The sequence below is a fragment of the Billgrantia montanilacus genome (assembly GCF_003336675.1).
GTDB lineage: Bacteria > Pseudomonadota > Gammaproteobacteria > Pseudomonadales > Halomonadaceae > Halomonas > Halomonas montanilacus.
On record NZ_QPII01000019.1, the window covers coordinates 66,992 to 89,448 of the forward strand.

Here is a 22,457-nt window from a genome sequence, read left to right on the forward strand (position 1 = left end):
TATGCCGCACGTTCGAGCGCTCGTTGCACTTCGACGGCTACCAGCTGTGCCAAGGTGCATTCGTCCTGTGCCGGTCGTGGCCACAACCCATACAAGACGGCATGGGCGTCATGCCGGGGCAGCGTGAACGTGGACATCGCCGTTGGTGACGCTCAAGCTGCGAATCTAATCACAGAGCTGGCCACTGCCCTGGATCTCCTTCAGCCTGGAGTGATTCAAGCCACTGATACGGCTGAGGTCTTCCAAGACCTCCCAGGGTCGCAGTTCCACAATGGCATCGGCGCGTGCCGGCCCCACATGAGGCAGGTCAGCGAGACTCTCTCTAGAAGCCGTGTTGAGGTCGATACACGCGCTCATGGCGCCTGCCGGATGAGGTGTGTGGCCGTGGGAGGGATTAGTCTCCAGTGTGGCACTCCCCAGCGTGATGAAGACCGGTGCGTGATCAGACACCACATCCCTTGCCCATTCGTGACCAATGCCGAACAGCTCAGGGAATAGCACGATACCGCGCTCGCTCACGTTAAGTGTGCCGCTGATCTTCCAGATGTTGTCGTATAGGTTGGCGTAGTGGTCATCTGTCAGGCCCAGCGTGGTGGCTCCCTCCGTGATGGCGGGGATCGCCCCAAGCTCACGAAGCGGTGCCCAGCCGGCATGCTGGGGGCGAAGGTTGAAGTCACCCAGAAGCAACCGTGGGGTGCCAGGATAGACCTCCTCGAGCCACTGCCAGTAGTCGGCTAAGGCCTCGATCTCGGGCAGCCGATCGCCGATGCTGCTGCCGTAGGTGATATGCACGGTGGCTGCGGCAAAAGCCTGGCCTGTTCGCCGGCTGCGGAACTGGGCGGAGTAAGGTTCGCGAGCAAAGGCATCGCGGTGGTCGATGAACACCACCGCGCCACTGTCGTACTCCACGGCGCTATCACGCCACAGGAAAGCATAGTGCTCTCGGTAGGTGGAGCGACCCAGTGCGTGACTGGCCATCGATGACCAGGCCTCACCTGAGGTGGCCTCGACCTTCTGCTCCAGTCGCTCCAGGGCCGTTTCGTTCATCAGCTCCTGGATAGCGAGAAAGTCACAGTAGTTGGCCACGTGGGCGACCTTGTCGAAGCGCTTGTTGTTGTTCCAACCCAGGTTCTGGATGTTCCAACTGCAGATGACGATGTCGCCCTTGGACATCAAGGGGAACATCGTCAGTATGGCAATCAAGAAAAGCCTTATGGCCATGTCAAAGGAGTTCCATGTACAAAGGCGCCTATGGTGACGGTTTTTGAGTTCCGTCAGAAGTGCTGCTTTTACCATTCATATTCTGGCGATGGATCTGAGAGTCTTGGCCAGATCTAGTCAGGGCCGGGATAGGGGGGGTATGCAGCAGCTGGGCAGCCAGGAAGCCAGTTCCTATGGGATTTTGCGCTGTCGCCTTTATCAGACGCTTGAGCCAACCGCTCGCCAAGCCCCTGGGTTATCATCACCAACCGTTGTATTGCCCCTCTGGATAGCATCGCCCAGATAAGAAAAAAGCATAGTGGTGGTACTGCTGCGGGCTAGGTCCAAGCATGGCTGGTCGCTACAGTGGCCGAGAGTGCTGCGTTTCTGCAGCAGTACCCTGCCGGCCGCCTAATTGCCGATCCGCGCAAACGGCGCCAACAAATTCCTCAAGGCAGATGAGGTGGCGGTCTAGTCCGGTGCCTCGAACTCCAGAAAGGTGATACCACGTGGGCCAAAGCGAGTCGCGAATGCCCTGACGCTGCCGTCAAATCCCGACTCGTAATAATCCCTCATGAAGTGCGTCAGCATCCGGTCGGGATCAGCCGTCAGATCCGTTTCGACATCGATCAAAAAGGCGTCGAACTCTTCGCCGAGCGGGCCCGAGCCAGGCTCAGGGCCGGATCCGCACTCACAAGCACTCAGTGTTCGCCCAGCGCCGCTACGATCGACTGCATCCAAATCCCTTGATTCGCCGCATAGCTGCCAGCTCGGCCATTGAGTCGCGGCATGATCTGACCCCCCATGTGATGCAAGGCGATCACTTCCCACAGGCGGGCGTTAAACACCGGACTCCCGGAGCTTCCGCCTTCGGTCGGGGCGCGGTAGTGTACCCGGCGCACGCCGAGGTTGGGCGGTTCGCCCCGAGGCGGGCCTTCGTGGTCCAGTAGTTCATTGTCCTGGAAGGAGAAGGCCAGATCTCGGCCACCGGGGTAGCCGATGATGTAAACCCTGGGGCGATCCTCGTAGGATTGTTCCTCCGGCAGCACCGGCAAGGCTTTGGCGATCGGCAGCGGATCGATTCCCTTGATTGGGCTGGCTAAGCGGAGCAGGCAGGCGTCGTGCCGGTCGACCGGCGAGCGCCAGCAAATGCCATTCACCAAGTGCGACCTGTCGGCATCTACGGCCTCGAACACTAGCTCAACGGCGTCCGGCGACAAGCCTGGGCTGATCCCCTGATCGTTGACCACGTGGTGGTTGGTCATTACTAGCAGCTCGTCGCGAGGTTCCAGTCCCACATCCCCGGCGCGGATGAGAAAACCCGTGCCGATCCGACCACCGAGCCGCTCGCGGACTGCGCAAACGGCACGTGCCCGCTCTAGGCCGGTTTGCCACCAGCGCCAGGTCACCGGGCCTTCGCTGCCGAGAATCGCCTCCAGCTGTCTCTGCTCCGGTCGCGACTGCGCATGCAGTCGCCGTACCTCAGCTGGGCTGAGGTCGAGCTCGCCGCCCGGCAGCTGCATCAGTCGTGCGCGCAGGGTGGCGACGAGACCCCGGCCGCGCGCCGGATCTGCTTCCAGATCCCAGATTTCAGTGAACTGGCGCAGCGTACTGCCGAGATCGAAGGCGCAGGTCCGACTATCGGCGACATAGGCCTGAAGATTGCGCTCTACCTCGTCCCAGTCGTCCAGCGCCAGGTAGGCTTCTGCAAGGCTGGCGTGATGCCAGTGATCGCGCTGGCCGATTGGCTTTGCGGCCAGCGTCTTGATGACATCCCACACTATAGTCTTCGGATCCAGGTCCGGCGCCGCACGCAGGCCAATCTGGCGCGCCCGGCGCAACAGGGCGGCAAGATTCACTCCGTGCCAGGCATTGCCGGCGGGGCTTTGCTCGTAGGGTTCCCGGTAGGCGGCGATGGCCTGCTTCAGAGCAGTTATTGCGGCGACACAGGTCTTGTCGCCGGCGTCGGCGAAGATCTGCTTGTAGGCACGGCCGCTCAAGCCCCTGGCCTGGGTCCATTCGGGGTCATCGGGGTGCAGGCGCTGGGTCAGCGCCTGCAGCACATCGATGGCGGCGGTGACGTGGCCGGTCTCGATCAGGCTCTGAGCATAGAGTAGGCGGGAGCTGGTGTCCGCGGGTGCCTGCCGGCTGATGACCTCGGCCAGTTGTTCCACGGTCGCGAAGTCGCGCTGCCTACGCAGCTCGTCCACCAATTGCCGGCCGACCTTGACCGCCTCGCGGTCGGCCAGCCCGCGCAGCCGTCCGAGCAAGTCTTCGGCCCTGTTCCGCAATGCCGTCGGCTCGTCCTCATTCCCGCCCATTAGCCGCACCTCCCGTCATGGCAGGTCCAGGAGCTGGCGCAACTGCGACCGCACTCTGGACTGGCGCAGGTACTTGCCGATCGAATGCCGCCACTTGCCGCCATTACTGACTCGCCGATCGTCGATGACCCTATTGCCCGCCTGGCGGAAGTCGTTTGCGAGTCTGGCGGCGAAGCCGCAGACCGGGTCGAGCCGGTCGTAGGCATTTGCCCAGCCGCCAAAAATAGTTTCATGGGGGTAGCCGTCGCGGCGACTCCAGCCCGGTTGCAGTTGATCCTGTATCTCGTCCAGGCCGAGCGGACTACCGAGGGTCATGAAGCCATCGACCGGTGGGCATTCACTGACCCGCTTGAGGCAGTCGTAGGCGATAACCGTCCCCATGCTATGGCTGACGACGACATGTGGTCGGGTGATGAGGGAGTCGCCGAGCGCCTCAACGAAGCGGCGGCGGATCTCCTGCTGCACGCGATATTGCTCGCCGGGGCGCGGTGAGAAGTTGACATCGAACAGGTAATGATGGGCATCGCGCAGAAACGCCGCCATGAAGCGTTTCTTGAAGGACCAGGGCAGTGGGACCCGCTCCAGACCCAATGGCGCCTCATCGGTAGGATCTGGCGCTCCAGCCGCCATGATTTCGGCATTGCTCAAGTCGGTGAGTCGATCCCGCAAGCCCTCCAGGAATATCCGCTCTTCGACGGTTGTCGGCACCGGCAACTCGGCGTCGCCGCCGCCGTCGATGGCTTCGGGGCTGTTTTCTAGAATGCCTTCGTGGGCGGCAGCATCGGCGTCCGGGGCTGCGTAGAGCACATCGGCCCAATAGACCATGCGGCTCGTCACGCCAAGATCACCAAGCGGGAGGGCATCACCGTCGTCTGCCAGGGCTTGCCGCCAGATGCGCAGCAACTCGTCGGGTGGCGGCTTGTTGGCAATCCCGTGGATGAAGGTCACATGGGCCATGGCTCACTCTCTTAAGTAATGGCCATCGGAAGAAATTCGTTAATTTCGTAAAAGTCTATACTACATTGTAACAGTGTGCAGGGTGATAACTTGGCGCGACACCCCATAACTTCTCGGCAAGGTCGTAATGAAGAGTTTGCCGGTTAACCCATGGGCAATAGCAGGAGCGTCACGCTCATGAATCTCGCCACGCCTCCCCCCTGGGACCTGTTCATCAGCTACCGGCGCACCGACGCCGAGATCGTGAAGGCGCTGGCGGGGGCGCTCCAACACATCAAGGTCAGCGTCTGTCTGGACTGCAATGAGATTGACGATGCCGACAGCATCCAAGCCCGCATCGATCAGGGGCTGGCCAACTGTCGCGCCCTGCTCGCCTGGTATTCCGTGGACTATTCTCACTCCCGCCCCTGCCAGTGGGAGCTGACTGCTGCATTGATCGCGGCCCGTGCCGAGACCGCGCCAGTGCGCAGACTTCTAGTAGTCAATCCGGAAACCGACACCGGCCACTTGGTGCTGCCCCAGGTACGAGACATCAAGCACCTGCGGGCTCCTAACGAGATATCTGATAGATCGGGACTGGGCGCTCTTGCCGGACGCATCGCGGAACTGTTGCGGCCTATCCAGGGGACCTTCGGCGCCCTGCGCGCTCTGTCCCGGCCGCCCTGGTACGGCTACGCCGCGCTGGGTTCCAACCGCTTCATCGGCCGGGTTCAGGACCTGTGGGATATCCACACCGCCCTTAGTGCCGGTGACTTCGCCATCGTCTGCGGCCAGCCGGCGCCAATCAGCCACGGCCAGTTGACCCAGTTACGGGGCAGCGGCGGCATCGGCAAGTCGCTGCTGGCCGAGGAATATGCTCTGCGCTTCGGCACCTTCTGGCCGGGAGGGGTGTTCTGGCTGCGCGCCTATGGCAACAGCGACCGGCCGAAGGAGTCCGCCGAGGCCCTAGCCCGGCGACGTGATGGCGAATACCACAATCAGCTCGCCAATTTCGCCTTGGCACAGGGTGTGAATGTAGGGGACATTCGCAAGCTGAATTCGCCGCAGATTCGCGCCACGCTCGCCAACCGACTGCAGCCGCTGGGGCCGTATCTGTGGATCGTCGACGACCTGCCCGACTGCGATCGGACCGAGCTGGGGCGCTGGCTAGCGCCCTCCAACAACGGTCAGACTCTGCTCACCACCCGCTCGCGCCGCCACGATGCCCTGGGCAAGTCCATCGACCTGAGCCTACTGCCCCCGACCGACGCCCTCGCTTTGCTCACCCGCGACCGCACCCCGCAGGATGCCATCGAGACAGCCGCTGTGAAAGGCATCCTCTCCTGCCTGGTAGGCCATGCGCTGGCGCTGGACGTGGCCCGCGCCGCCTGCCAGCGACAAGGTTACGCGGGTTTCCTGACGAGGCTTCAACAACCAAACCAGGACGCCCTGGCGCTGGCCGCACAGCTGGCCGGGGAACTGCCCAACGGCCATAACCCAAGCATCGCAGTTACCTTTCTCGGCAGCCTCCAGACGCTGTCGCTCGAGGGACTGGATTTCCTACGCTTGTGCGCACAGCTTGCCGCCGCGCCGGTGGATCGACGCCTGGTCGCCCGATGTCTAAAAACAGCTGGGAATCTGGAAGAACAAACCGCAGTGGACCGCGCCTACCTAGGCATGCACCATGCCATTCAGGCATCGCTGGCCGAAGAGGTGCAGGGCCGCCAAGCCGCCACTGTTCATGCCCTGATCGCTCAAACCCTGCGTCTGAATGATAATGATACCGACCGCCAGCGCGTACTGCGCGAAGCAGCACTCAGCGTGCTCGACGCGGACCTAGAGCCGGTCGCTGCCATCCGTCATCACGACGTGCTACAGGACAACCTGGCCCATGCTCGGGTGCTGGCCGAACAGCCGGTGACAGTCGCCGAATACGTGCTTATCGGCAGGCTCGGACGCTATGAATCAGAGCGCGGTAATTATCCCGACGCAGAAGAGTTCTATCGCCAGCAGCACGAAGGATATGCCCGGCTGCTCGGCGAGGAGGATCCCGACACGCTGACCTCGATGAGCAACCTGGCCGAGACGCTGCGGGATCAGGGCCATCTTGCAGACGCGCGGGCCTTGCACGGGCAGGTGCTGGCCGTCCAGCGCCGAGGGCTCGGCGAGGAGGATCCCGACACCCTGACCTCGATGAGCAACCTGGCCGAGACGCTGCGGGATCAGGGCCATCTAGCCTGCGCACGAGCCTTGCACGAGCAAGTGCTAGCCACCCGCCGCCGGCTGCTCGGCGAGGAGGATCCCGACACCCTGACCTCGATGCACAATCTGGCCGGTACGCTTCGGGCTCAGGGCGATCTCGCCAACGCACGTGCCTTGCACGAGCAAGTGTTAGCCACCCGCCGCCGGCTGCTCGGCGAGGAGGATCCCGACACCCTGACCTCAATGGGCAACTTGGCAGGTACGCTGTGGGCTCAGGACGAGCTCGCTGCGGCGCGGGCCCTGCAGAAACAGGTGTTAGCCACCCGCCGCCGGCTGCTCGGCGAGGAGCACCCCGAGACCCTGACCTCGATGCACAACCTAGCCGTGACGCTGTGTGCCCTAGACAAGCTCGCCGCGGCACAGGCCTTGCAGAAAAAGGCGCTGGCAATCTCTCGTCGGCTGCTTGGCGAGGAGCACCCCGCCACCCTGACCACGATTGACAGCCTGGCCGTGACGCTGCGGGCTAAGGGTGATCTCCACACCGCACGGGCACTGCATGAGCAGGTGCTGGCCGCCCAGCGCCGGCTGCTCGGCGAGGAGCACCCCGACACTTCCCTAACTGCCTGGAATCTTTATCTCACCCTGGATGAAATTCCGGACGACCCAGCGGCTCAAGCGGCTCAGGCTATCCTTGATGAGCTCCTACGTTGGCTACTTTTGCGTGATCCTGCCACCCTTAGCGCCACGCAACGTGCGATTCAGGAAGAGGTTCAAAACCGGCTGAGCCGTTAACCCGAGTTACAGAGGTTCCCCATGCACCGTCCCCTCTGCTTCGTTCTCATGCCTTTCGGCAGGAAGTCCACCATGGCGGGGACCTTGGTGGACTTCGACGCCGTCTATCGGGAGCTCATCGCTCCCGCCATCGAGGCTGCCGGGCTCGCCCCCCTACGTGCCGACGAAGAGATGACCGGCGGCATCATCCACAAGCCCATGTACGAACGGCTGATCCTCTGCGAATACGCGGTGGCCGATCTCAGCACCGCCAACGCCAACGTCTTCTACGAGTTAGGCCTGAGGCATGCCGTGCGACCGGCCACCACGGTGGTTCTCTACGCCGAGGAGAGCGGCCAGTTGCCCTTCGACGTGGCCCCGCTCAGGGCTATTCCCTACCGGCTCGGTGCTGGCGGCGCACCGGGCGAGCCGTCGACGGTCTGCGACACCCTGGCCGAGCGGCTGCGGTCGGCCCGCCATGCGGAGCCGGACAGCCCGGTGTTTCAATTGGTGGAGGGCTTCCCCGACATCCAGCGCCTCAAGACCGATGTCTTCCGCGACCGGGTCGCCTATGCCGAAGGCATCAAGCAGCGACTGGCCGCCGCCCGCCCGGAGGGCGTGGAGGCGGTGCGTGCGGTGGAACACGAGCTCGGCAGCATCGAGGATGCGGAGGCAGGAGTAGTGATAGACCTCTTCCTCTCCTACCGGGCGGTAGAAGCCTGGCAGGCGATGATCGAGCTGGTTGACTGGATGAGCCCGCCACTCGCCGCCACCGTGCTCGTGCAGGAGCAATTGGGACTGGCCCTGAATCGGGCCGGCCGCAGCGAGGAGGCCGAGCGGGTGCTGCTGGAGCTGATCACCCGGCGCGGCCCCAGCAGCGAGACATATGGCATCCTGGGCAGGGTCTACAAGGACCGCTGGGAGCTAGCCGCCACGGCCGGTGATACCTTCCTAGCCATGGGGTTCTTGAGTAAGGCCATCGACTCCTATCTCAAGGGCTTCGAGGCCGACTGGCGGGACGCCTATCCCGGCGTCAACGCCGTTACCCTGATGGAATTCCAGAACCCGCCCGATCCTCGTCGGGAGAGGCTCATCCCGGTGGTGACCTATGCCGTGGAGCGACGCCTCGTCTCGGGCCAGCCCGATTACTGGGACCACGCCACCCTGGTTGAGCTGGCGGTACTGGACAAGGACGAAAGTGCCGCCATGGACGCCATTCCCCATGCCCTGGCCGCCATCCGAGAGACCTGGGAGCCGAAAACCACCGTACGCAACCTGCGCCTGATCCGGGAAGCACGCGAGCAGCGCGGGGAGCGCCTGCCCTGGGCGCGGGACATTGAGCAGGCGCTAGTCGGCAGAAACCAAGTGGCGCCTGAATCATGAATCATTGCTGAAATGGCTACTCAAAAGGGACCGGGAGCTGCTGGAAGGCCGCGAGTTCCGAAAGATCATTCAGGCGCTCTGAGGCTAGCTGGGTTCAATACGCCACAGGCGCTTGTCGGAAATCTCCAGTTGTCGGGAACTGCCGAGGCTGTGTGAAAACACGAATACCCGCTGCCTATATCTGTATCTGGCGATGAAGCCGCTCACAGTGGCCAACGAGACGCTTCAGAGCACTTCCATCATCGCCACATCCGAGGTTGTTCAAACTAACACTCCTCGAGAAATCCCCCTAGAGAACGTCACAGGCCGCTACCGAAGCGACATAATCAGCAGGCGCATTACGCCCTGGAGTGGGGGAACTCCACCGTGGACTTTCCCCATTACAGTGGACACGCATCGATAACTCCCCAACAGGAGAGAACCGATGCCCGAGATGATCACGGGGAAGAAAACGCAACGCTATAGCACTCAGTTCAAAGTCAATGCGGTGGAGTGGAGCCATCAGGCCCACCGGAGCGTCCAGGGAGTGGCTGAAGCACTGGATACCCACCCCTTCATGCTGTCACGCTGGCGAAAGGAATATCGCGAAGGTAAATTCGCCATGAAACGAGTCAGGAAGGCCCCGGCTAAGGCCAAACAGAGGATCCAGGAGCAGGATTAGGTCGCTCGTCTTAAACGCCGAGTATCGGAGCTTCAGGAGGAGAACGACATCCTAAATAATGTATGGTCCGCCCCGGTGATGTAAGGGCCTTCTCACATGACGGGGGACAAGGTTGCGCCAATGTATCCGACCTCTTGATGGGCTATCGGGTGATGCCCCTGCCCATAATGGAAATCCGCGCATACCGCTCCTTAATAGTGTCAAGACCTTTTTCGTGCCGCTTTTTTAGCCAGGCTCTCAGTATGCCGTTAACCTGTTTGCGCCATCGTTTCCGGCACTCGCACTCACTCGGTGGGAGTTAACCTCCTGAAATTGGTATCGATGCTGTTTTTTGCCTGGAACGATCAGTGATCAGCAGCTCATCAATCTTGAATCGAATGGTAGCTGGTAACGCAAAACGCCGTGGACAACCCGAGCCAGCCTATTGGCCAGTGCCACGGCCACCACATTACCGTGCTTACGAGGGGTAATTCGCTCCACCCAACGACGAAGTCCATCCTGCTCATCGCGCGTTCTTACCACCTGCAGCACGGCCTAGTACCGTGGATCAGCTGCATGCGCAAATGGCGATTGCCGCGTTTCCCAATGTAAGCGTCCGGTGAACACACCCTACGCTGAGGTTCCGCACCGGCGACATTAGGTGCCCATCTATTAATAAGTGGGCACCTATCATGACCACCTCAAGCACCGATCATGAGATCCGCCAGCGTCGGCGGTCGCCGAGACGCCAGCGGACGCGGATGCTGCCGCCAGTGACCCGGAGCCGGACTACACCTGCCCACACTGTCGGCAACCGACATTGCTGGTGATCGGGACCCTCACGTCCCGGCAACCCATACGTAGCCGCCCCCCCTCCCAACCACACGGAGCAACGCTATCGAGCATGAGATAACGCCAGACACACCATGGACTCGGCCAGACCACGGACTCGGCGATACGATCCGCTCGCGGGTCGTGGCAGCGCTTGTCCCGGTGATGGATTCTGACCACTAGACGCGCTATGTTGGGGAAAATTGGGCTTGGAGGTAGAGGGAAGTCATGGCCATCATCATTGCTCGAACGCGCCACCACAGCAGCGTACGCACGTGACGAGATGAGTCAGGTCGCACCCCAGCCAATCCAATACCATATAGAAGCTGCTTAGCAGTCTGATGGGCGGCTTAGTCCAACAGGCATTTATTCGCTATGCTCCGCACAGCGAATAAATGCTGAACAGTTAGGCGACCAATGACCAATGACCTATGCCTAGACCGCTGACCGTCTTCTTGTGCAGTACCTACGCGGACCTCTCTGAGGAGCGGGACCGCGTCCTCGATGCTGTGCGCCGCCTTCAGCTTCAACACGACTCCATGGAGTTCTTCGGTGCGAGAGCCAATCTCCCCATCGAAACATGTCTCGCGGAGGTACGACGGAGTGATGTGCTGGTGGTCGTGGTGGGGCACCGGTATGGTAGTTTCGTGCCTGAGCTCGGGGTGTCGTTTTCTGAAGCCGAGTACCGCGAAGGGCAGAGGCTCGGGAAACCCTGCTTGGTGTATCTCCGGGACGAGAATGCACCCGTACTACCAAAGCACTTCGAACGAGATCCGGACAAACTGCGTCTTCTCGAGAGATGGAAAGACACTCTATCAACTCGGCACACCACTGCAACGTTCTCTGATCCTCACAAACTCGCCGTTCAGGTCGCGGCAGACCTGAGTCGTACGATCCAGGCTCTCGAAGAAGCAGAGCGAACAAGGCCTGATAGCACAACCCAACCCGCCAATGCAGTAGTTGCGGAGATCCAAGCTCTCATCGATGGGGCAGCGGAGAGAGGTATTCCACATCATTCCCTCGTCTCTGCGATTCGGCGCGCCGTGGCCGATCTCGTAGCGGCTGCGGGCGATCGCAAGCCTGTAGTGTTCCTAAGTCACGCGCACACCGACAAGCCAGTTGTCCGGCAAGTGGCCGAGGGACTAAAGCATCATGGAATAGATGTGTGGATGGACGAGGCTGAACTCACGCACGGCGACTCCCTCGTGAATCTGATCGAGCGAGGCCTTGACTCGGCAGACTTTGTTGCCTTCTTCCTCTCGAAGGCGTCAGTGAAGAGCCAATGGGTGCGCCAGGAACTCAACATGGCAATCTCTCGACAGGTATCGGGAGATCGTGGCGCGATCGTTCTTCCGATCCTGCTCGAGGACGCAGAGATCCCGGCTCTGTTGCGTGACGTGATGTACCTAGACATGCGAGCCGGAGACGTACAGGCAGGGGTAACCAAGCTTGTCGCGGCGATTCAACGCCGTCAACTTGAGCGACTCCATACCTTTGAAACGCGCAAGAACCGCTATTTCAATCCGCCCGCAGATATTCCGAAGCTCGGACGACGACTCAAAGACGGGCGATTTGCTGACTTACTTTCACAGTTGCAGGAAAATGAAACACTGTTCGGACTCTACAGGAATCAAGCGGATGCCCTGGTAGCGACTCATCTGCACTCAAAGGAGCGAATGGATGAGATGGAAGGACTGTACGCACCTGCGAAGGGCTTTTACGCGCTCGGGATCACCCAAGCAAACGAGGGCCTCAATGAAGGAATCCCGACTTGAACGAATGCCAGTGGTCGCCTAACAACCGGTTGCAGCGGTCGGTGGACTTCCCCCGACAAAGTGGACACGCCACCATCAGTTAATCTCCTCGAACTCTATCGGAGTCCGGTAACCAAGGCCACGGTCGGCTCCAGCTCCTGGTTAGGCCTCTTCACGCCCATCACAAACCTCGATGGCGTAACACCATGACTGCCTAAGCGGCCGAAAAGGCATTGTTTATAGCCGTGAAGAGCTTCTCTGCGCGTGTCGGCGTGCCTTTTGGGAGATCTGACACCTTCTCCCAGCCGTCGAACCGGGACATGATCTCGGACATGATCCGTCGCTTGTCGATTGTTTTGTGCCCGTACCGCTCGATCAGAACCCGTTCCACGCGCTTCGTTATCATGTCTGAGCCGTCCTCTGGCAGATCCCCTGGCTTGATCGCGAGACCGAAGGCAGTATTGACGCAGTCGATGTAAAACTGATCCTCGAAAAGGTCTTCTATAGCAGCATCCGTCTTCTTGATCCCGGCCGCCGTGCCGAGCATGAGGACACGGAACCGCGCCTTCTGCTCACCAGCAAGGTCTTTAAGCACCAACTCATCTATCTTCTTCTTCGCTGTCTGGCCCTCGTGGTCCGTATCGAGCAGGACGCCGGCGTCCCAGCCCTGCCCAACTGCGAAAGCCGCATACATCGGGGTCTTAGGCGCCCCGCGTGCCGGCCAGAGATAGATGCGGTCAGATAGATGCGGCTTTCCCTCACTCCGCAGAATGCCGGACAGTTTGTGAAGGATCAGTGCGTCATCGCCCCCCTCAACTATGAGGGTCTGCCGGGTGCCAAGGAGGCCACTCATGTCCCCGGTTAAACCCAGCGAAAGCTCTACAACAGCCATTGGTGCCCTTTGGCTACTTACGACGCCCTTCTTCACTGTGGTGTGGTTATTGGCCTGGGTCTCCACGATGCGTACGCGCTCGGGATAAGCAGGATCAACCATCGAGGCTAGGTGGGTGGTATACAAGATCGTGTTCGATTCTGAGAGCCGCTGAAATACCTCGAGCAGGTCGCGCTGCCCGGAGTAGTGGAGGTGGACTCCGGGCTCTTCTAACAGCAGGATGCAGTCCTTGTAATGGCCCTTGCTAGCATGGGTGAACTTCCATGCGAAGGAGACATGCCAGCGGAAACCGCTGGAACGCCGGTGCAAGCGCACCGGCATTCCGACTGCTTCATCCTCCGCAAATATGTTGAGGGTAGTGCCGTCTATCTCTATGTGGAAGTTGACTTTTTTCTGCGTCCAAAGGTCGCGAAACTGTTTGCTCAGGTAGGACGATGCTGCGCGTTTGTCAAAAGAACGCACAGTACGACCTTCGGCCGTGCCACCTTTCGCGAGAAAGTCGTCAATGTCGATCTTTGCGAGATCAAGGACGATTTTGACCGTTTGTTCCTCGTTGGTTAGGCCGTGCCAGTGCAGTTTTTTGTAGCGATCCGCGAGCTGGTTCAGTTCAATCTGCGTGCCACTTAGCCCGTAGTCTTGGATCAATACGAACTTGGGTACATACCGTTTCGCCCATGCATCCACGCTTTTCGGATCCAGGTCGGCAGCCTGGTCGCCGGCTACGGCGAACATAGGACCAGAGTCGTATGATCTAGACCCGACCAGCACCAGTTCCGCTGGGATCTCCGGCGCAACATGGGCCACTTCCTCGCCTTCCGTGGCTTCGGCAGTCAGCTGGCTGTCCTCCCCCTCATCCGACGCCAATAGACCAGCCACTTCATAGAGATCTTCGATATCTTCGGCGGCGAGTGCAAAATGCGCCTCGCACACTAGCGTTGAAGGGTCCTTGTTACCCCAGTCGTCGACAGGCCAATCCTCGTCGATATCGTAGATGTCATCCGCCGAAAAGGGATTTATTCGATACAGGGCTTCAAATAGGTTGCTTTTGCCGGACTCGTTCTGCCCAACGAAGGCGGTTACGTCATTTACATCAACCCATCCGGAATCCCACACGTTCCGGTACCGTGTGACCTTGAACAGCGCAAGCTTCATTCGCTCCCCCAATGTCCCTGCTGGTTCTGTTTCATTCTGCAAGGGCATGCGGAATGCCCCTTGCCTCCCGATGCCTAACACCAATGAACGGGCTGACTGCGTTTCCCGGACCGGCCGCTTTGGATCGTCAACTGCCTCCGCAACCCCAACAGCATAGACTGAAGTTCACTCTTCGGCCATGAGCGGACCTAAAGTGTACGTGCATATGACTAAAGGCGAAGACTCCATAACTGTATATTATATATTCTGCTGATTATCTTTCAAGGCATCAAATCTGGATACGTATCAAGAAATCTTAACTATTTTAAATACACAATAGTTAGCATATAACTTTAAAGATAACTGCGGCTGCCCAGCCTCACGGAGAGCACAGCTCTCTGCTGATTATTAAAAAGCACTAGAATTGTAAATTTTTCAGCACTTGGTTATAATATATTGATCTCTAAAAATGCCAATTGTTAAATGATTCCATCTGGGATACACTCCAAGAAAACGGAGGCTAACATGGAGCTGTTAAAAAAGTTGGTAAAACTCAAGGGGCTCTGGGCTTTAATATTTTTGGTGGCAATGATAGCATTCTTGTTTGCCCCAACACCTTCTTTTATGAAGCCAACTTGGCAGCAATATGCGGGATGCGCAGCAGCCAGAGTGGTTAGCTTTGACACTGAAGGTGTAGTTTTTTTCTTAGACCTCGCAGTTGAGCGTGCAAATGAACGGGGATTGAATTTCACAAGAGCTGATGTAATACCGGTTATGGACAAGGCTGTTGAAAAGATAATGTCATCAGGAGAAGTAAAGGACATTAGAGAAGCACAGAGAGCTTACTTTTCCCCTTGCGCTCCATGACCACCTAGCTGTATAATTTTATCCTGATATTTTTTCTTGTGACTTCAATCGCTAGAAGCCGTCATTTAAGATAAACTGATGTAACGCCTCAATAACCGGCAGCTGGAGCGAAGCGGAATGTAAGCTGTCCGGTGTCAAAGGCGAAGTTGATTGATTTGTTAGGCACTTTCTCTTCGTGATTCAAACTTTCTATTCCACTCCCTAGTTTTCTTAAGCCATCGGTCAAGCTCCGAATTGGCATAGTCGTACCACTCTCTATAGCTAGTTATTTCCCACCAATTCAAATCTTCGGCTTTCTCAAGATCACTATTTGGATGAATTATTTTAACCGGCCCCTCATCTAGCTCTGAAAGTAACTTTCTATTTCCTAGAATGAGAATCATAGAAAAACCGTTCATGTATTCCCACCAGTCATCGTGTTCCTCACGGCTCAGCTCTACTAGAGGCTCGTCGCAACTCGGTCCATATGGAAAATTTCTAAATTCGTGAAGCTCTAACGCCTTTTCTCTTAGTCTCCGCTCACAGCTTTCTCGCCACTTCTTGAAATACTTAATGTTAAATTCTTCCCAAGATAGAAGTTCTATCGGTGCCTTATCTGAAGCCTCATAGGCACCCGATTGAAAGCCTTTTTTTACTATGATTATTCCTTTATTTGCCCCGGAGTCGTTAACAACTGTCCTAAATCCATGTATCACGTCTTGATGTATATCACTATTCCATTGTTTGCACTCGATCAATATCTTTAATCGGATATCGTGAACGAAGTCTTCTACATAAACGTCTATCTCTTTTTTCCCACGAACGAGATCTATAGTTTTTTCTAATTCTGAATAGCAGCTCATTTCCTGAAACGCTTGACAGACTAATCTCTGCAATTCCTTCCAGTTGCTTGGCGGAGTATCAAATATCATAGCTATCGCCTAACGCCCAAGCTGTGCGGCGCAAACGATGCGCAGCGTTGTTTGCGTCCGCACGAGCGCATTGTTATGCATTTTCATCTCGCCTTTGCCTTCTGCGCTCTGCTGCAAGCCGGATTCTCTCGGGCTCTGTATAGATTCGTTCAAGCAAGATACGGGTGAAATCTAATAAATCCTCCGCATCTGCTTTGCGAAGAGTTCCAGCATGCGCGCCATCGTTACCATCTTCCCGGACGCATGTCGAAAGTTCCCTCAGACTTTCTGGCAACAACTGATTATCAAAAAGCCAAGGTAAACGGAGACCAAGGTTTCTACGTGTTCTCTGATTTAGCCTCTCTACATCCTGCTCCGGCAATAATCCTTTCGTTACAAGATCAATGCATAAGCGGAACATGGTTGCAGCAGCGTTCCAACAATCAACTTTCAAGCATGTTGCGCCTTCCATAAACACATTGTTGATGGCATTTGGCACATACTCAGGTGCTTCTACTTCCGCCCGATCTTTTAACGTTATGATTCCTTCGATTCGTACGTATCGATTGACTGCGTGATCTATATGTATAAGCCCAGTTTTATGAACGGCTTCGTAATCTGCATTAACGTCATCAGCAAGAACAAAGACAGTTGATAGGTGACACTGGCGACAAATGGCAAAAGTTTCATACCAATACTGCCAGCCATACTCGGTTCTGGTATGAATGGCGCTCAATAGATCGAATGAAATTCGACTTGATCCGCAACGCGGGCAATCTGCAACTAGTTCAGCCATGATTCATCTCGCATCGCTATTAATGCATAAAAGTTTTATTATGTAGCATACACCATATTCCACTTGAACGTGCATTCAATAATATTATGATGCACGCTCGGCCACCTCTCAACCTATTGAAATTTCTTGGAAATAAGTATAATTCGGCCACATAACACCAACCATCGTGCATGCTATATATATCCCAATGAACGTGCCTGCTGCCTTTGGTAACATGGCCGCTTTGGGTCGTCATCTGCTTCCACCATCACATCAGCATTGACTAAAATTCCTAACTCGACCAATAGCCATCATCCATCACTGCTTCACACGCTGCGATGCAGCGTCTCCAAAGCTGACATCCGGCTTACGGCACAAGCAGACTAACGACTCCAAACGTCGTTACTTGTCCCATGAGACTTGGGATTGATATGACAACACAGTCACTGACTGCGTGGCTCGTGTAAGTGCGACATACCAGTCCTCTTTGCTCATCCCGTCGTACTCAACGATTATTACATGCTCGAATTCCAAGCCTTTTAACAGGAGCGTGCTACCTACACTCCTACGGTCTAGGTGACGCCCCAAGTGTCTCGCCTTTGCTTCAACATCTGCTGCGGCTTCGGAAAGCGGAGCCCCTGTCGCCCTCGAAGTTCGGAGTGCTGAGAACATCATGCTTAGAAGTTCACGACGATACGGAAAAACGTCGTCACGGGCCAATAGTCCTTCCACAAGATCAAGCACGTGGGGCATCCCATTCGCCTTGGCTACACGGTCTCCAATGTCGATTAGGTTACCATACTTAGTTCGACCAGCGCGTCTGCCTTCTTGGTGGGCCTTAACGGAATTGGCAAAATCGGCCTGAACACCAATCACGCACAGCCTGACAAAATCCAAAACCCTTTGCAGCCTTTGCGCATCATCTGCTTGCTCAATGGATTTCGAATGTTTTGCAAGTGGTTTGCAAGAAACAGGCTCCACGACAGCGAACTTCTGTTTTGCCAAAGTTTTGGCTATGCTAGCTCGTGATCCCTCAGATGCTGATTGAGCCACAACCACTAACGTACCTTCCAAGTCCATTGTTTCAAGACAAGTGGTTCTGACTTTACCTGACTTGGCTCCGGGGTCACCTGGGAGCCACTGACGCCGGATACCCCTTTCGTTGACACAAAAATCTAAAGGGCCTCCGGCTTCAATCCGCTCTCGCAACTCGATCAGTTTCTCGCCAAGCTCAGCATTCGCGTTTTCTTTCTTCCACCGCCAGGGCGTGGTCAGTTTCGCGATATTGGGAAAGTCCTTTTCGACGACATCGAACCAGTCCAGCGCGCCGTCGAAGTCGAAGATTGATTGCAAGGGGTCACCAAAAATACACACAGGGACTAGCCGCTTGAACCCCACGATTAACTCATGCTGGCTTGCGCTGCAATCCTGATACTCATCAACGAAAACGCAAGCGTAGGTGGCAAGGATCACGTCATCGATACCGTGCGAACCAAGAAGCTTGACCGCAGCAGGATAGACCTCTGACCAGTCTTTGTTGCTCTGAGGATTGACCTTTTTGACCCCCGAGGTCTTTGGGTAGCTTTTCGCAAACCGCAAGCACCAGCTCGCGATTGTATCAATCCTGTAGGAAGACGCAGGAACATTGATCTTGCGTAACCGCTTCTGCAGTACGTCAACACCCGCAAATGTATGGGTGAGGATGAGGCAGCGTTTCGAAATTCCCGGATCATCGCTTATAGCTTTCACCGTCCGTACGATTTGCTCGGTTTTCCCGCATCCGGCAGCCGCAATCACGCTGCCAGCTTTGGTCGCACGAATGATGGCCGTGACTTCCTCTTGGGCAAATTCAGGCATCAATCCACCGCCTCACTTCATTTATCGTTTTGGCAAGTGGGGTCTCTGGAATGTCCTTGAGACAACGAAAAACAATTGTTCCAATTTGCTCGCCCCGCGTCATGTCTTTGAACCATGAACGGTCTTCTTTGACGCCGGGCTTTTTATCAACCTTCAGAATGGCGGCCGCTGCCAACCATTTTCGATTTGCCTCAGAGTCAGTAAGGGCGTCTAGCGCCGCTCGGTCAATGCTCGGCTGAGCTGGGGCAGTCATGCAGAGATTTCTCAGAACCCTACCTTCGCCGACGACATCAAGTGCATAATCAACAATTTCGAGTACAGTTGCCCATGGAACGTCGAGAAAGACCCTGCGTTCGATATCGCAGTCGTCCAACCATTCAGCGACTTGCCCTCCAGCGTACTTGAACGCATCCTTGGTGGCTGCTTTAATCTCGACATCCGAGTCAAGCAAAACGAAACAGCTATAGCCGAGCGTTTGCATGTGGAGACCAAACTTTAAGGCATTGTCACTACCTCCTCCGTCAATCGCAACGACACCCCGATAGGCAAACGACTCCTTGTCAGCGGCGCACCATTGGTCATCAAGCCCGCGCCAAAATCCGACTTCCGTTCGCCCCTCACCAATCAGCAAGCGTGGAGCTAGGAAAGCATGGGGATTGGAGCGCACGTGCCGTTGTGCCGTATCCACTGTTCCTTCAGTTGGCCGCGCGCACTTAACGGCGACACTGCCTGCGTTGTTGCGAAGGCAAAACAGTTCTCCAACATCCAATTCGCAAACAACAACTGGCGAATGAGTTGTCAGGAATGTTTGGTGTACGATAGGCGGAGCATCGCCGTTCTGTGGAAATCCAGATCGCAGAAATCGCAACAAACGCATAATGCGATGTGGTTCCAACCCGAGTTCGAGTTCATCCACAAGCGTTATGTTTTGAGTAGGGCCTGAATTTTGAACACCAGCCACCATGAGGCGTGATGATCCGCTACCGAGGGTCCTAAGCGGCATGCTGCCATCATGTAAAGAAACTGCGCCCGAAGCCAACATACCTGAATGGATGTCCAACTGGGCTTCGTAACCTTGGGTCTTGGGTACCAGAAAGTCCGCACCGACCTTCTCTGCCAGCTTCACAACATCATCGAACGAAGTACGATCTCCGGCGGCGAATGATGCCTTTGCCTGCCTAACCGAACTGGCCAGCAACTCAGACGCATTCGGCCCTTTCTCAAGTCTCCCGAGAACGGAGTTTCGACCCCACGTGAGATGGCGGTCGGCGTATTCCCCAAGCCGATTGGGTCCTATTAACTTCGCGTCCTTGAAGCCCAAACGGGGTAGCTCACCTTCGAGGCGTTCGTTGAAGACCTCCCAGCTCCATTCAAGGGTTTCGGGATCAAGCAACGCTTTCACTGTCAGAGCCGGAATATCGCCTTCCGCTTGTTCATCGTCTATTTTTTTAGCTGCCTCGCTCCAACCGCGCAAATAGAGTCCGTATTTGTGCTCTACAATCAACTCTTCCGGAAGATCAACGAGCGTCAAGCAAATCGCAGGTTTGCTTGTTGGGTCGCATCCAAACAGATCGGGATCACTTCCGGTGTATCCAAATCGCGGACTTAGGCCTATCTCGATGGCATCCAAGACCGTTGTCTTGCAAGAGTCGCCCGGACCAATCAGACAGTTCAAGTTCGGCGACGGCGTCCATTCAAGTGATTTGATGCCTCGAAAATCCGAAATTGAGATGTGTGCGATACGCATTATGGAATAATCCTTACTAACCGCTTAAGTAATGAAGCTCGTAACGTACGAATTTAAATCGCGGCGTTGTAATCTGCATTCTGCGGATGCAGGCGAAGTCCGGCAGTGAGCGTCCGCTTCGGGTCGATATCTGCTGGTCGAAAATTTCTTCTACAAAAGCCTATTGATCGGTACCTTCTCCGGTAAGGCATATCCGGCCAGAGAACACGCTACCGCCCGGCGGTACCCATTTGGACCGCCTCTCTTTGATGTTACGGTCTGCTCCAGTCGCAAGATGGCGACAGGGACAGTCCGTCTGGACACATCCAGTAACCCTCAGGCTACTAAAAATTTCTTAGTCCTGCCCAATCGAATCTGACCTTTTTCATACTTCACGGATTGGCAGTGCTCCTCCTTACACACTGCGCTCGTGAGGGGGGAGTGAAGTGGGAACATCCCGTTAGCTGACAAAGCAGCTCCGCTTGGCTCTCTTGACACTACACCGGTCTTCGCTAGCATTGAGGATGCAAGGCGCTGTCGATGACAGTCCGGTGGTCTCGACCGGCACCAACCGAGACGCCTGCCCAAGCTCCCCGCGCATCCTGCAAGGGAGCGCCGCCAAGCGGTCGGATGCAACCTGCTACATCACCTACGCCTCCGGGCGTCATCAAGCCGACCCACCATGGGAATCACCTTCCCATGAGGGGATTGGTGTTTCTCATGGATTCGTCGTTCCTATCCAAAGGAGAAACACCATGACCACTCAGAATGCCTCCACAGGCTTCTTCGACCTTCACATTACTGGCCTGGGTTACCTCAACCGAATCCGTGAGGTAACCCCGAAGCGCGGCAACGCGTTTTGGGCTTGCGATATCGCAGCTCTGACCGGTGCAGCGGATGATGTCAGTTACACCCGCTTCGACTGCCGTGTTAGCGGCCGTGAAGCGGAAAGACTGGTCAAGCGCTGCGAGCAGGCCGTCAACATGGATAAAAAAGTCCTGATCGGTTTCAGGCTCGGCGATCTATGGACGGATACGTTTGTGTACCAGAAGGGGAAACGACAGGGCGAAACAGGCGTCAGCCTGAAAGCTCGTCTGCTGTTCGTCAGTTGGATCAAAATCAACGGCGACATGGTTTATCAGGCACCACGCCGTGATGATGTCCAGACTGCCGCCCAACCCCAGGGTGATCAGCAACAGCATTGCGACGATCATCCTGTGCCCCAGGCAGAGCCGCAGATGGCGACCGATACCGTCTCTGAGCCGGATTCGGCCCCCAACGGCTACGCCGCGGCACACTCAGGTGATGCCGCTGGGTCATTCGATTCGCCGGCGATACCCTGACCCACTTCACAACCAACCCTACCCAGCCGGGGAGAACTCCTCCCCACTGGGGAGGGGGCTCTCTGGGTGATATGCATCAAGGAGAGATCGAAGTGAACTATCTGACTCATGGCGACAAGTGTTTCCTTCAACAGCTCAATCTCGCCAATAAGAAGCAGGCGGCGATGGTGCTGGACGATATGTTCGGCACCCAGTTCAAACCTGCTGTAGGTGCCCGAGCCATCATTTATGGCTCGGAGTCATGTGACATGTATGACCATGCACCTGGCTGTACCTACTACACACGGGATGTCGAGCGTCCCGTAGTAGTCCTAGAGCCATTCATCTCCTTGCGGGAATTGCGTGAACTCGCAGTTCGGCATTTCCAGTTCCAAGCGGAACTGGTGGCAGAGTGGGATGACAAGGGGGCTACCTACGATGGGATGTTCCGTCCCTGGGGCGTCAGAATCCTTAATCCCGACGACGAGGTGATAGATCTCTATATGAACGGTAGCTGGGCTACTGATGATAGAGATGGTCTTGTCCCACGTAGCCAGTGGGATATCGTCGAGTCAGAAATCAAGCGCCTCCGCTCGGAGGCCTCAGTAGAAGCCGGCTGGGACAACTTCGAGACGGCTCGTCATATGCGTCAGCAGGCCCGTCGTCTTGAGGATAGACTCAGCCTCTCACGTCACCTTTTATCACTCAGCGGCTATGCCGAGTCAATGCGCTGAGGTGGTTTTCTAACGTTATCCTAACCCTCCATGGGAATCACCTTCCCATGGAGGAGGGGTGTTCCCATGGATCGACCCCGTAAGGATCGAACCATGAACATGACCGTATGCGTCCGGTGAACACACCTTTCGCTGAGCCCCGACTTCGATGACGGTAGGTGTCCACCTATTGCTTAGTGGACACCTACCATGAGTGAGTTAAGCGTATTGGAGGCGCCTCGAAAG

Annotated in this window: 15 protein-coding genes; 7 read left to right on the forward strand and 8 right to left on the reverse strand. The window is 56.7% G+C overall.

Annotated features, from left to right (window positions below):
• Window positions 1-165: 165 nt before the first annotated feature.
• From DU505_RS19120 to DU505_RS19130, 3 genes are all read right to left on the reverse strand, one after another.
• On the reverse strand, window positions 166-1,221 hold the full coding sequence (locus tag DU505_RS19120) for a helix-hairpin-helix domain-containing protein (protein WP_114480562.1): 1,056 nt from the start codon (window positions 1,219-1,221) through the stop codon (window positions 166-168).
• Window positions 1,222-1,901: 680 nt separating this feature from the next.
• Window positions 1,902-3,521 (reverse strand): trypsin-like peptidase domain-containing protein, encoded by a 1,620-nt coding sequence (locus DU505_RS19125; RefSeq protein WP_114480563.1) that lies wholly within the window; start codon window positions 3,519-3,521, stop codon window positions 1,902-1,904.
• Between the two features lie 15 nt (window positions 3,522-3,536).
• Window positions 3,537-4,478, reverse strand: a complete 942-nt coding sequence (locus tag DU505_RS19130; RefSeq protein WP_114480564.1) for an alpha/beta fold hydrolase — start codon at window positions 4,476-4,478, stop codon at window positions 3,537-3,539.
• Window positions 4,479-4,655: 177 nt separating this feature from the next.
• Here DU505_RS19130 and DU505_RS19135 point away from each other — a divergent pair, with 177 nt between their 5' ends.
• The 4 genes from DU505_RS19135 (at window position 4,656) to DU505_RS19150 (ending at window position 12,059) form a co-directional block, all read left to right on the forward strand.
• Window positions 4,656-7,451, forward strand: coding sequence for a tetratricopeptide repeat protein (locus DU505_RS19135; RefSeq protein WP_181872873.1), 2,796 nt, complete (start codon window positions 4,656-4,658; stop codon window positions 7,449-7,451).
• Between the two features lie 72 nt (window positions 7,452-7,523).
• Entirely contained in the window at window positions 7,524-8,813 is a 1,290-nt protein-coding gene (locus DU505_RS19140; protein ID WP_220250896.1) for a TRAFs-binding domain-containing protein, read from the forward strand.
• 424 nt (window positions 8,814-9,237) lie between these two features.
• Window positions 9,238-9,474, forward strand: coding sequence for a transposase (locus tag DU505_RS19145; RefSeq protein WP_114480567.1), 237 nt, complete (start codon window positions 9,238-9,240; stop codon window positions 9,472-9,474).
• Between the two features lie 1,241 nt (window positions 9,475-10,715).
• Entirely contained in the window at window positions 10,716-12,059 is a 1,344-nt protein-coding gene (locus DU505_RS19150; protein WP_114480568.1) for a TIR domain-containing protein, read from the forward strand.
• 193 nt (window positions 12,060-12,252) lie between these two features.
• On the opposite strand, the gene DU505_RS19155 is transcribed toward DU505_RS19150, so the two are convergent.
• Window positions 12,253-14,130 (reverse strand): ATP-dependent nuclease, encoded by a 1,878-nt coding sequence (locus tag DU505_RS19155; RefSeq protein ID WP_181872874.1) that lies wholly within the window; start codon window positions 14,128-14,130, stop codon window positions 12,253-12,255.
• A gap of 456 nt (window positions 14,131-14,586) precedes the next feature.
• On the opposite strand from DU505_RS19155, the gene DU505_RS22425 reads away from it, so the two are divergent.
• On the forward strand, window positions 14,587-14,928 hold the full coding sequence (locus DU505_RS22425) for a hypothetical protein (RefSeq protein ID WP_147273106.1): 342 nt from the start codon (window positions 14,587-14,589) through the stop codon (window positions 14,926-14,928).
• 158 nt (window positions 14,929-15,086) lie between these two features.
• Here the strand turns inward: DU505_RS22425 and DU505_RS19160 are convergent, their stop codons facing one another.
• The 4 genes from DU505_RS19160 to DU505_RS19175 all read right to left on the reverse strand — a co-directional run bounded on the left by DU505_RS19160 (window position 15,087) and on the right by DU505_RS19175 (window position 20,197).
• Window positions 15,087-15,839 (reverse strand): restriction endonuclease, encoded by a 753-nt coding sequence (locus tag DU505_RS19160; protein ID WP_114480570.1) that lies wholly within the window; start codon window positions 15,837-15,839, stop codon window positions 15,087-15,089.
• Between the two features lie 73 nt (window positions 15,840-15,912).
• Window positions 15,913-16,614, reverse strand: a complete 702-nt coding sequence (locus DU505_RS19165; RefSeq protein ID WP_114480571.1) for a DUF4145 domain-containing protein — start codon at window positions 16,612-16,614, stop codon at window positions 15,913-15,915.
• Window positions 16,615-16,995: 381 nt separating this feature from the next.
• Window positions 16,996-18,450: a UvrD-helicase domain-containing protein gene (locus tag DU505_RS19170; protein ID WP_114480572.1), complete on the reverse strand. Its 1,455-nt coding sequence runs from the start codon at window positions 18,448-18,450 to the stop codon at window positions 16,996-16,998.
• Window positions 18,443-20,197, reverse strand: a complete 1,755-nt coding sequence (locus DU505_RS19175) for an ATP-dependent nuclease (protein ID WP_114480573.1) — start codon at window positions 20,195-20,197, stop codon at window positions 18,443-18,445. Before DU505_RS19175 ends, DU505_RS19170 begins: the two co-directional genes overlap by 8 nt.
• 734 nt (window positions 20,198-20,931) lie before the next feature.
• Between DU505_RS19175 and DU505_RS19180 the strand changes: the two genes are divergently transcribed.
• On the forward strand, window positions 20,932-21,519 hold the full coding sequence (locus tag DU505_RS19180; protein ID WP_114480574.1) for an STY4534 family ICE replication protein: 588 nt from the start codon (window positions 20,932-20,934) through the stop codon (window positions 21,517-21,519).
• A 92-nt stretch (window positions 21,520-21,611) separates the two neighbouring features.
• The gene (locus DU505_RS19185; protein WP_114480575.1) at window positions 21,612-22,232 is read left to right on the forward strand and encodes a hypothetical protein; all 621 of its coding nucleotides are present in this window, start codon (window positions 21,612-21,614) and stop codon (window positions 22,230-22,232) included.
• Window positions 22,233-22,457: the final 225 nt, after the last annotated feature.

Excerpts from the sequence above, each read along its gene's own strand:
- DU505_RS19120 (WP_114480562.1), bottom strand. The coding sequence starts at position 1,221 with ATGGCCATAAGGCTTTTCTTGATTGCCATACTGACGATGTTCCCCTTG.
- DU505_RS19125 (WP_114480563.1), bottom strand. The coding sequence starts at position 3,521 with ATGGGCGGGAATGAGGACGAGCCGACGGCATTGCGGAACAGGGCCGAA.
- DU505_RS19130 (WP_114480564.1), bottom strand. The coding sequence starts at position 4,478 with ATGGCCCATGTGACCTTCATCCACGGGATTGCCAACAAGCCGCCACCC.
- DU505_RS19135 (WP_181872873.1), top strand. The coding sequence starts at position 4,656 with ATGAATCTCGCCACGCCTCCCCCCTGGGACCTGTTCATCAGCTACCGG.
- DU505_RS19140 (WP_220250896.1), top strand. The coding sequence starts at position 7,524 with ATGGCGGGGACCTTGGTGGACTTCGACGCCGTCTATCGGGAGCTCATC.
- DU505_RS19145 (WP_114480567.1), top strand. The coding sequence starts at position 9,238 with ATGCCCGAGATGATCACGGGGAAGAAAACGCAACGCTATAGCACTCAG.
- DU505_RS19150 (WP_114480568.1), top strand. The coding sequence starts at position 10,716 with ATGCCTAGACCGCTGACCGTCTTCTTGTGCAGTACCTACGCGGACCTC.
- DU505_RS19155 (WP_181872874.1), bottom strand. The coding sequence starts at position 14,130 with ATGCCCTTGCAGAATGAAACAGAACCAGCAGGGACATTGGGGGAGCGA.
- DU505_RS22425 (WP_147273106.1), top strand. The coding sequence starts at position 14,587 with ATGGAGCTGTTAAAAAAGTTGGTAAAACTCAAGGGGCTCTGGGCTTTA.
- DU505_RS19160 (WP_114480570.1), bottom strand. The coding sequence starts at position 15,839 with ATGATATTTGATACTCCGCCAAGCAACTGGAAGGAATTGCAGAGATTA.
- DU505_RS19165 (WP_114480571.1), bottom strand. The coding sequence starts at position 16,614 with ATGGCTGAACTAGTTGCAGATTGCCCGCGTTGCGGATCAAGTCGAATT.
- DU505_RS19170 (WP_114480572.1), bottom strand. The coding sequence starts at position 18,450 with ATGCCTGAATTTGCCCAAGAGGAAGTCACGGCCATCATTCGTGCGACC.
- DU505_RS19175 (WP_114480573.1), bottom strand. The coding sequence starts at position 20,197 with ATGCGTATCGCACACATCTCAATTTCGGATTTTCGAGGCATCAAATCA.
- DU505_RS19180 (WP_114480574.1), top strand. The coding sequence starts at position 20,932 with ATGACCACTCAGAATGCCTCCACAGGCTTCTTCGACCTTCACATTACT.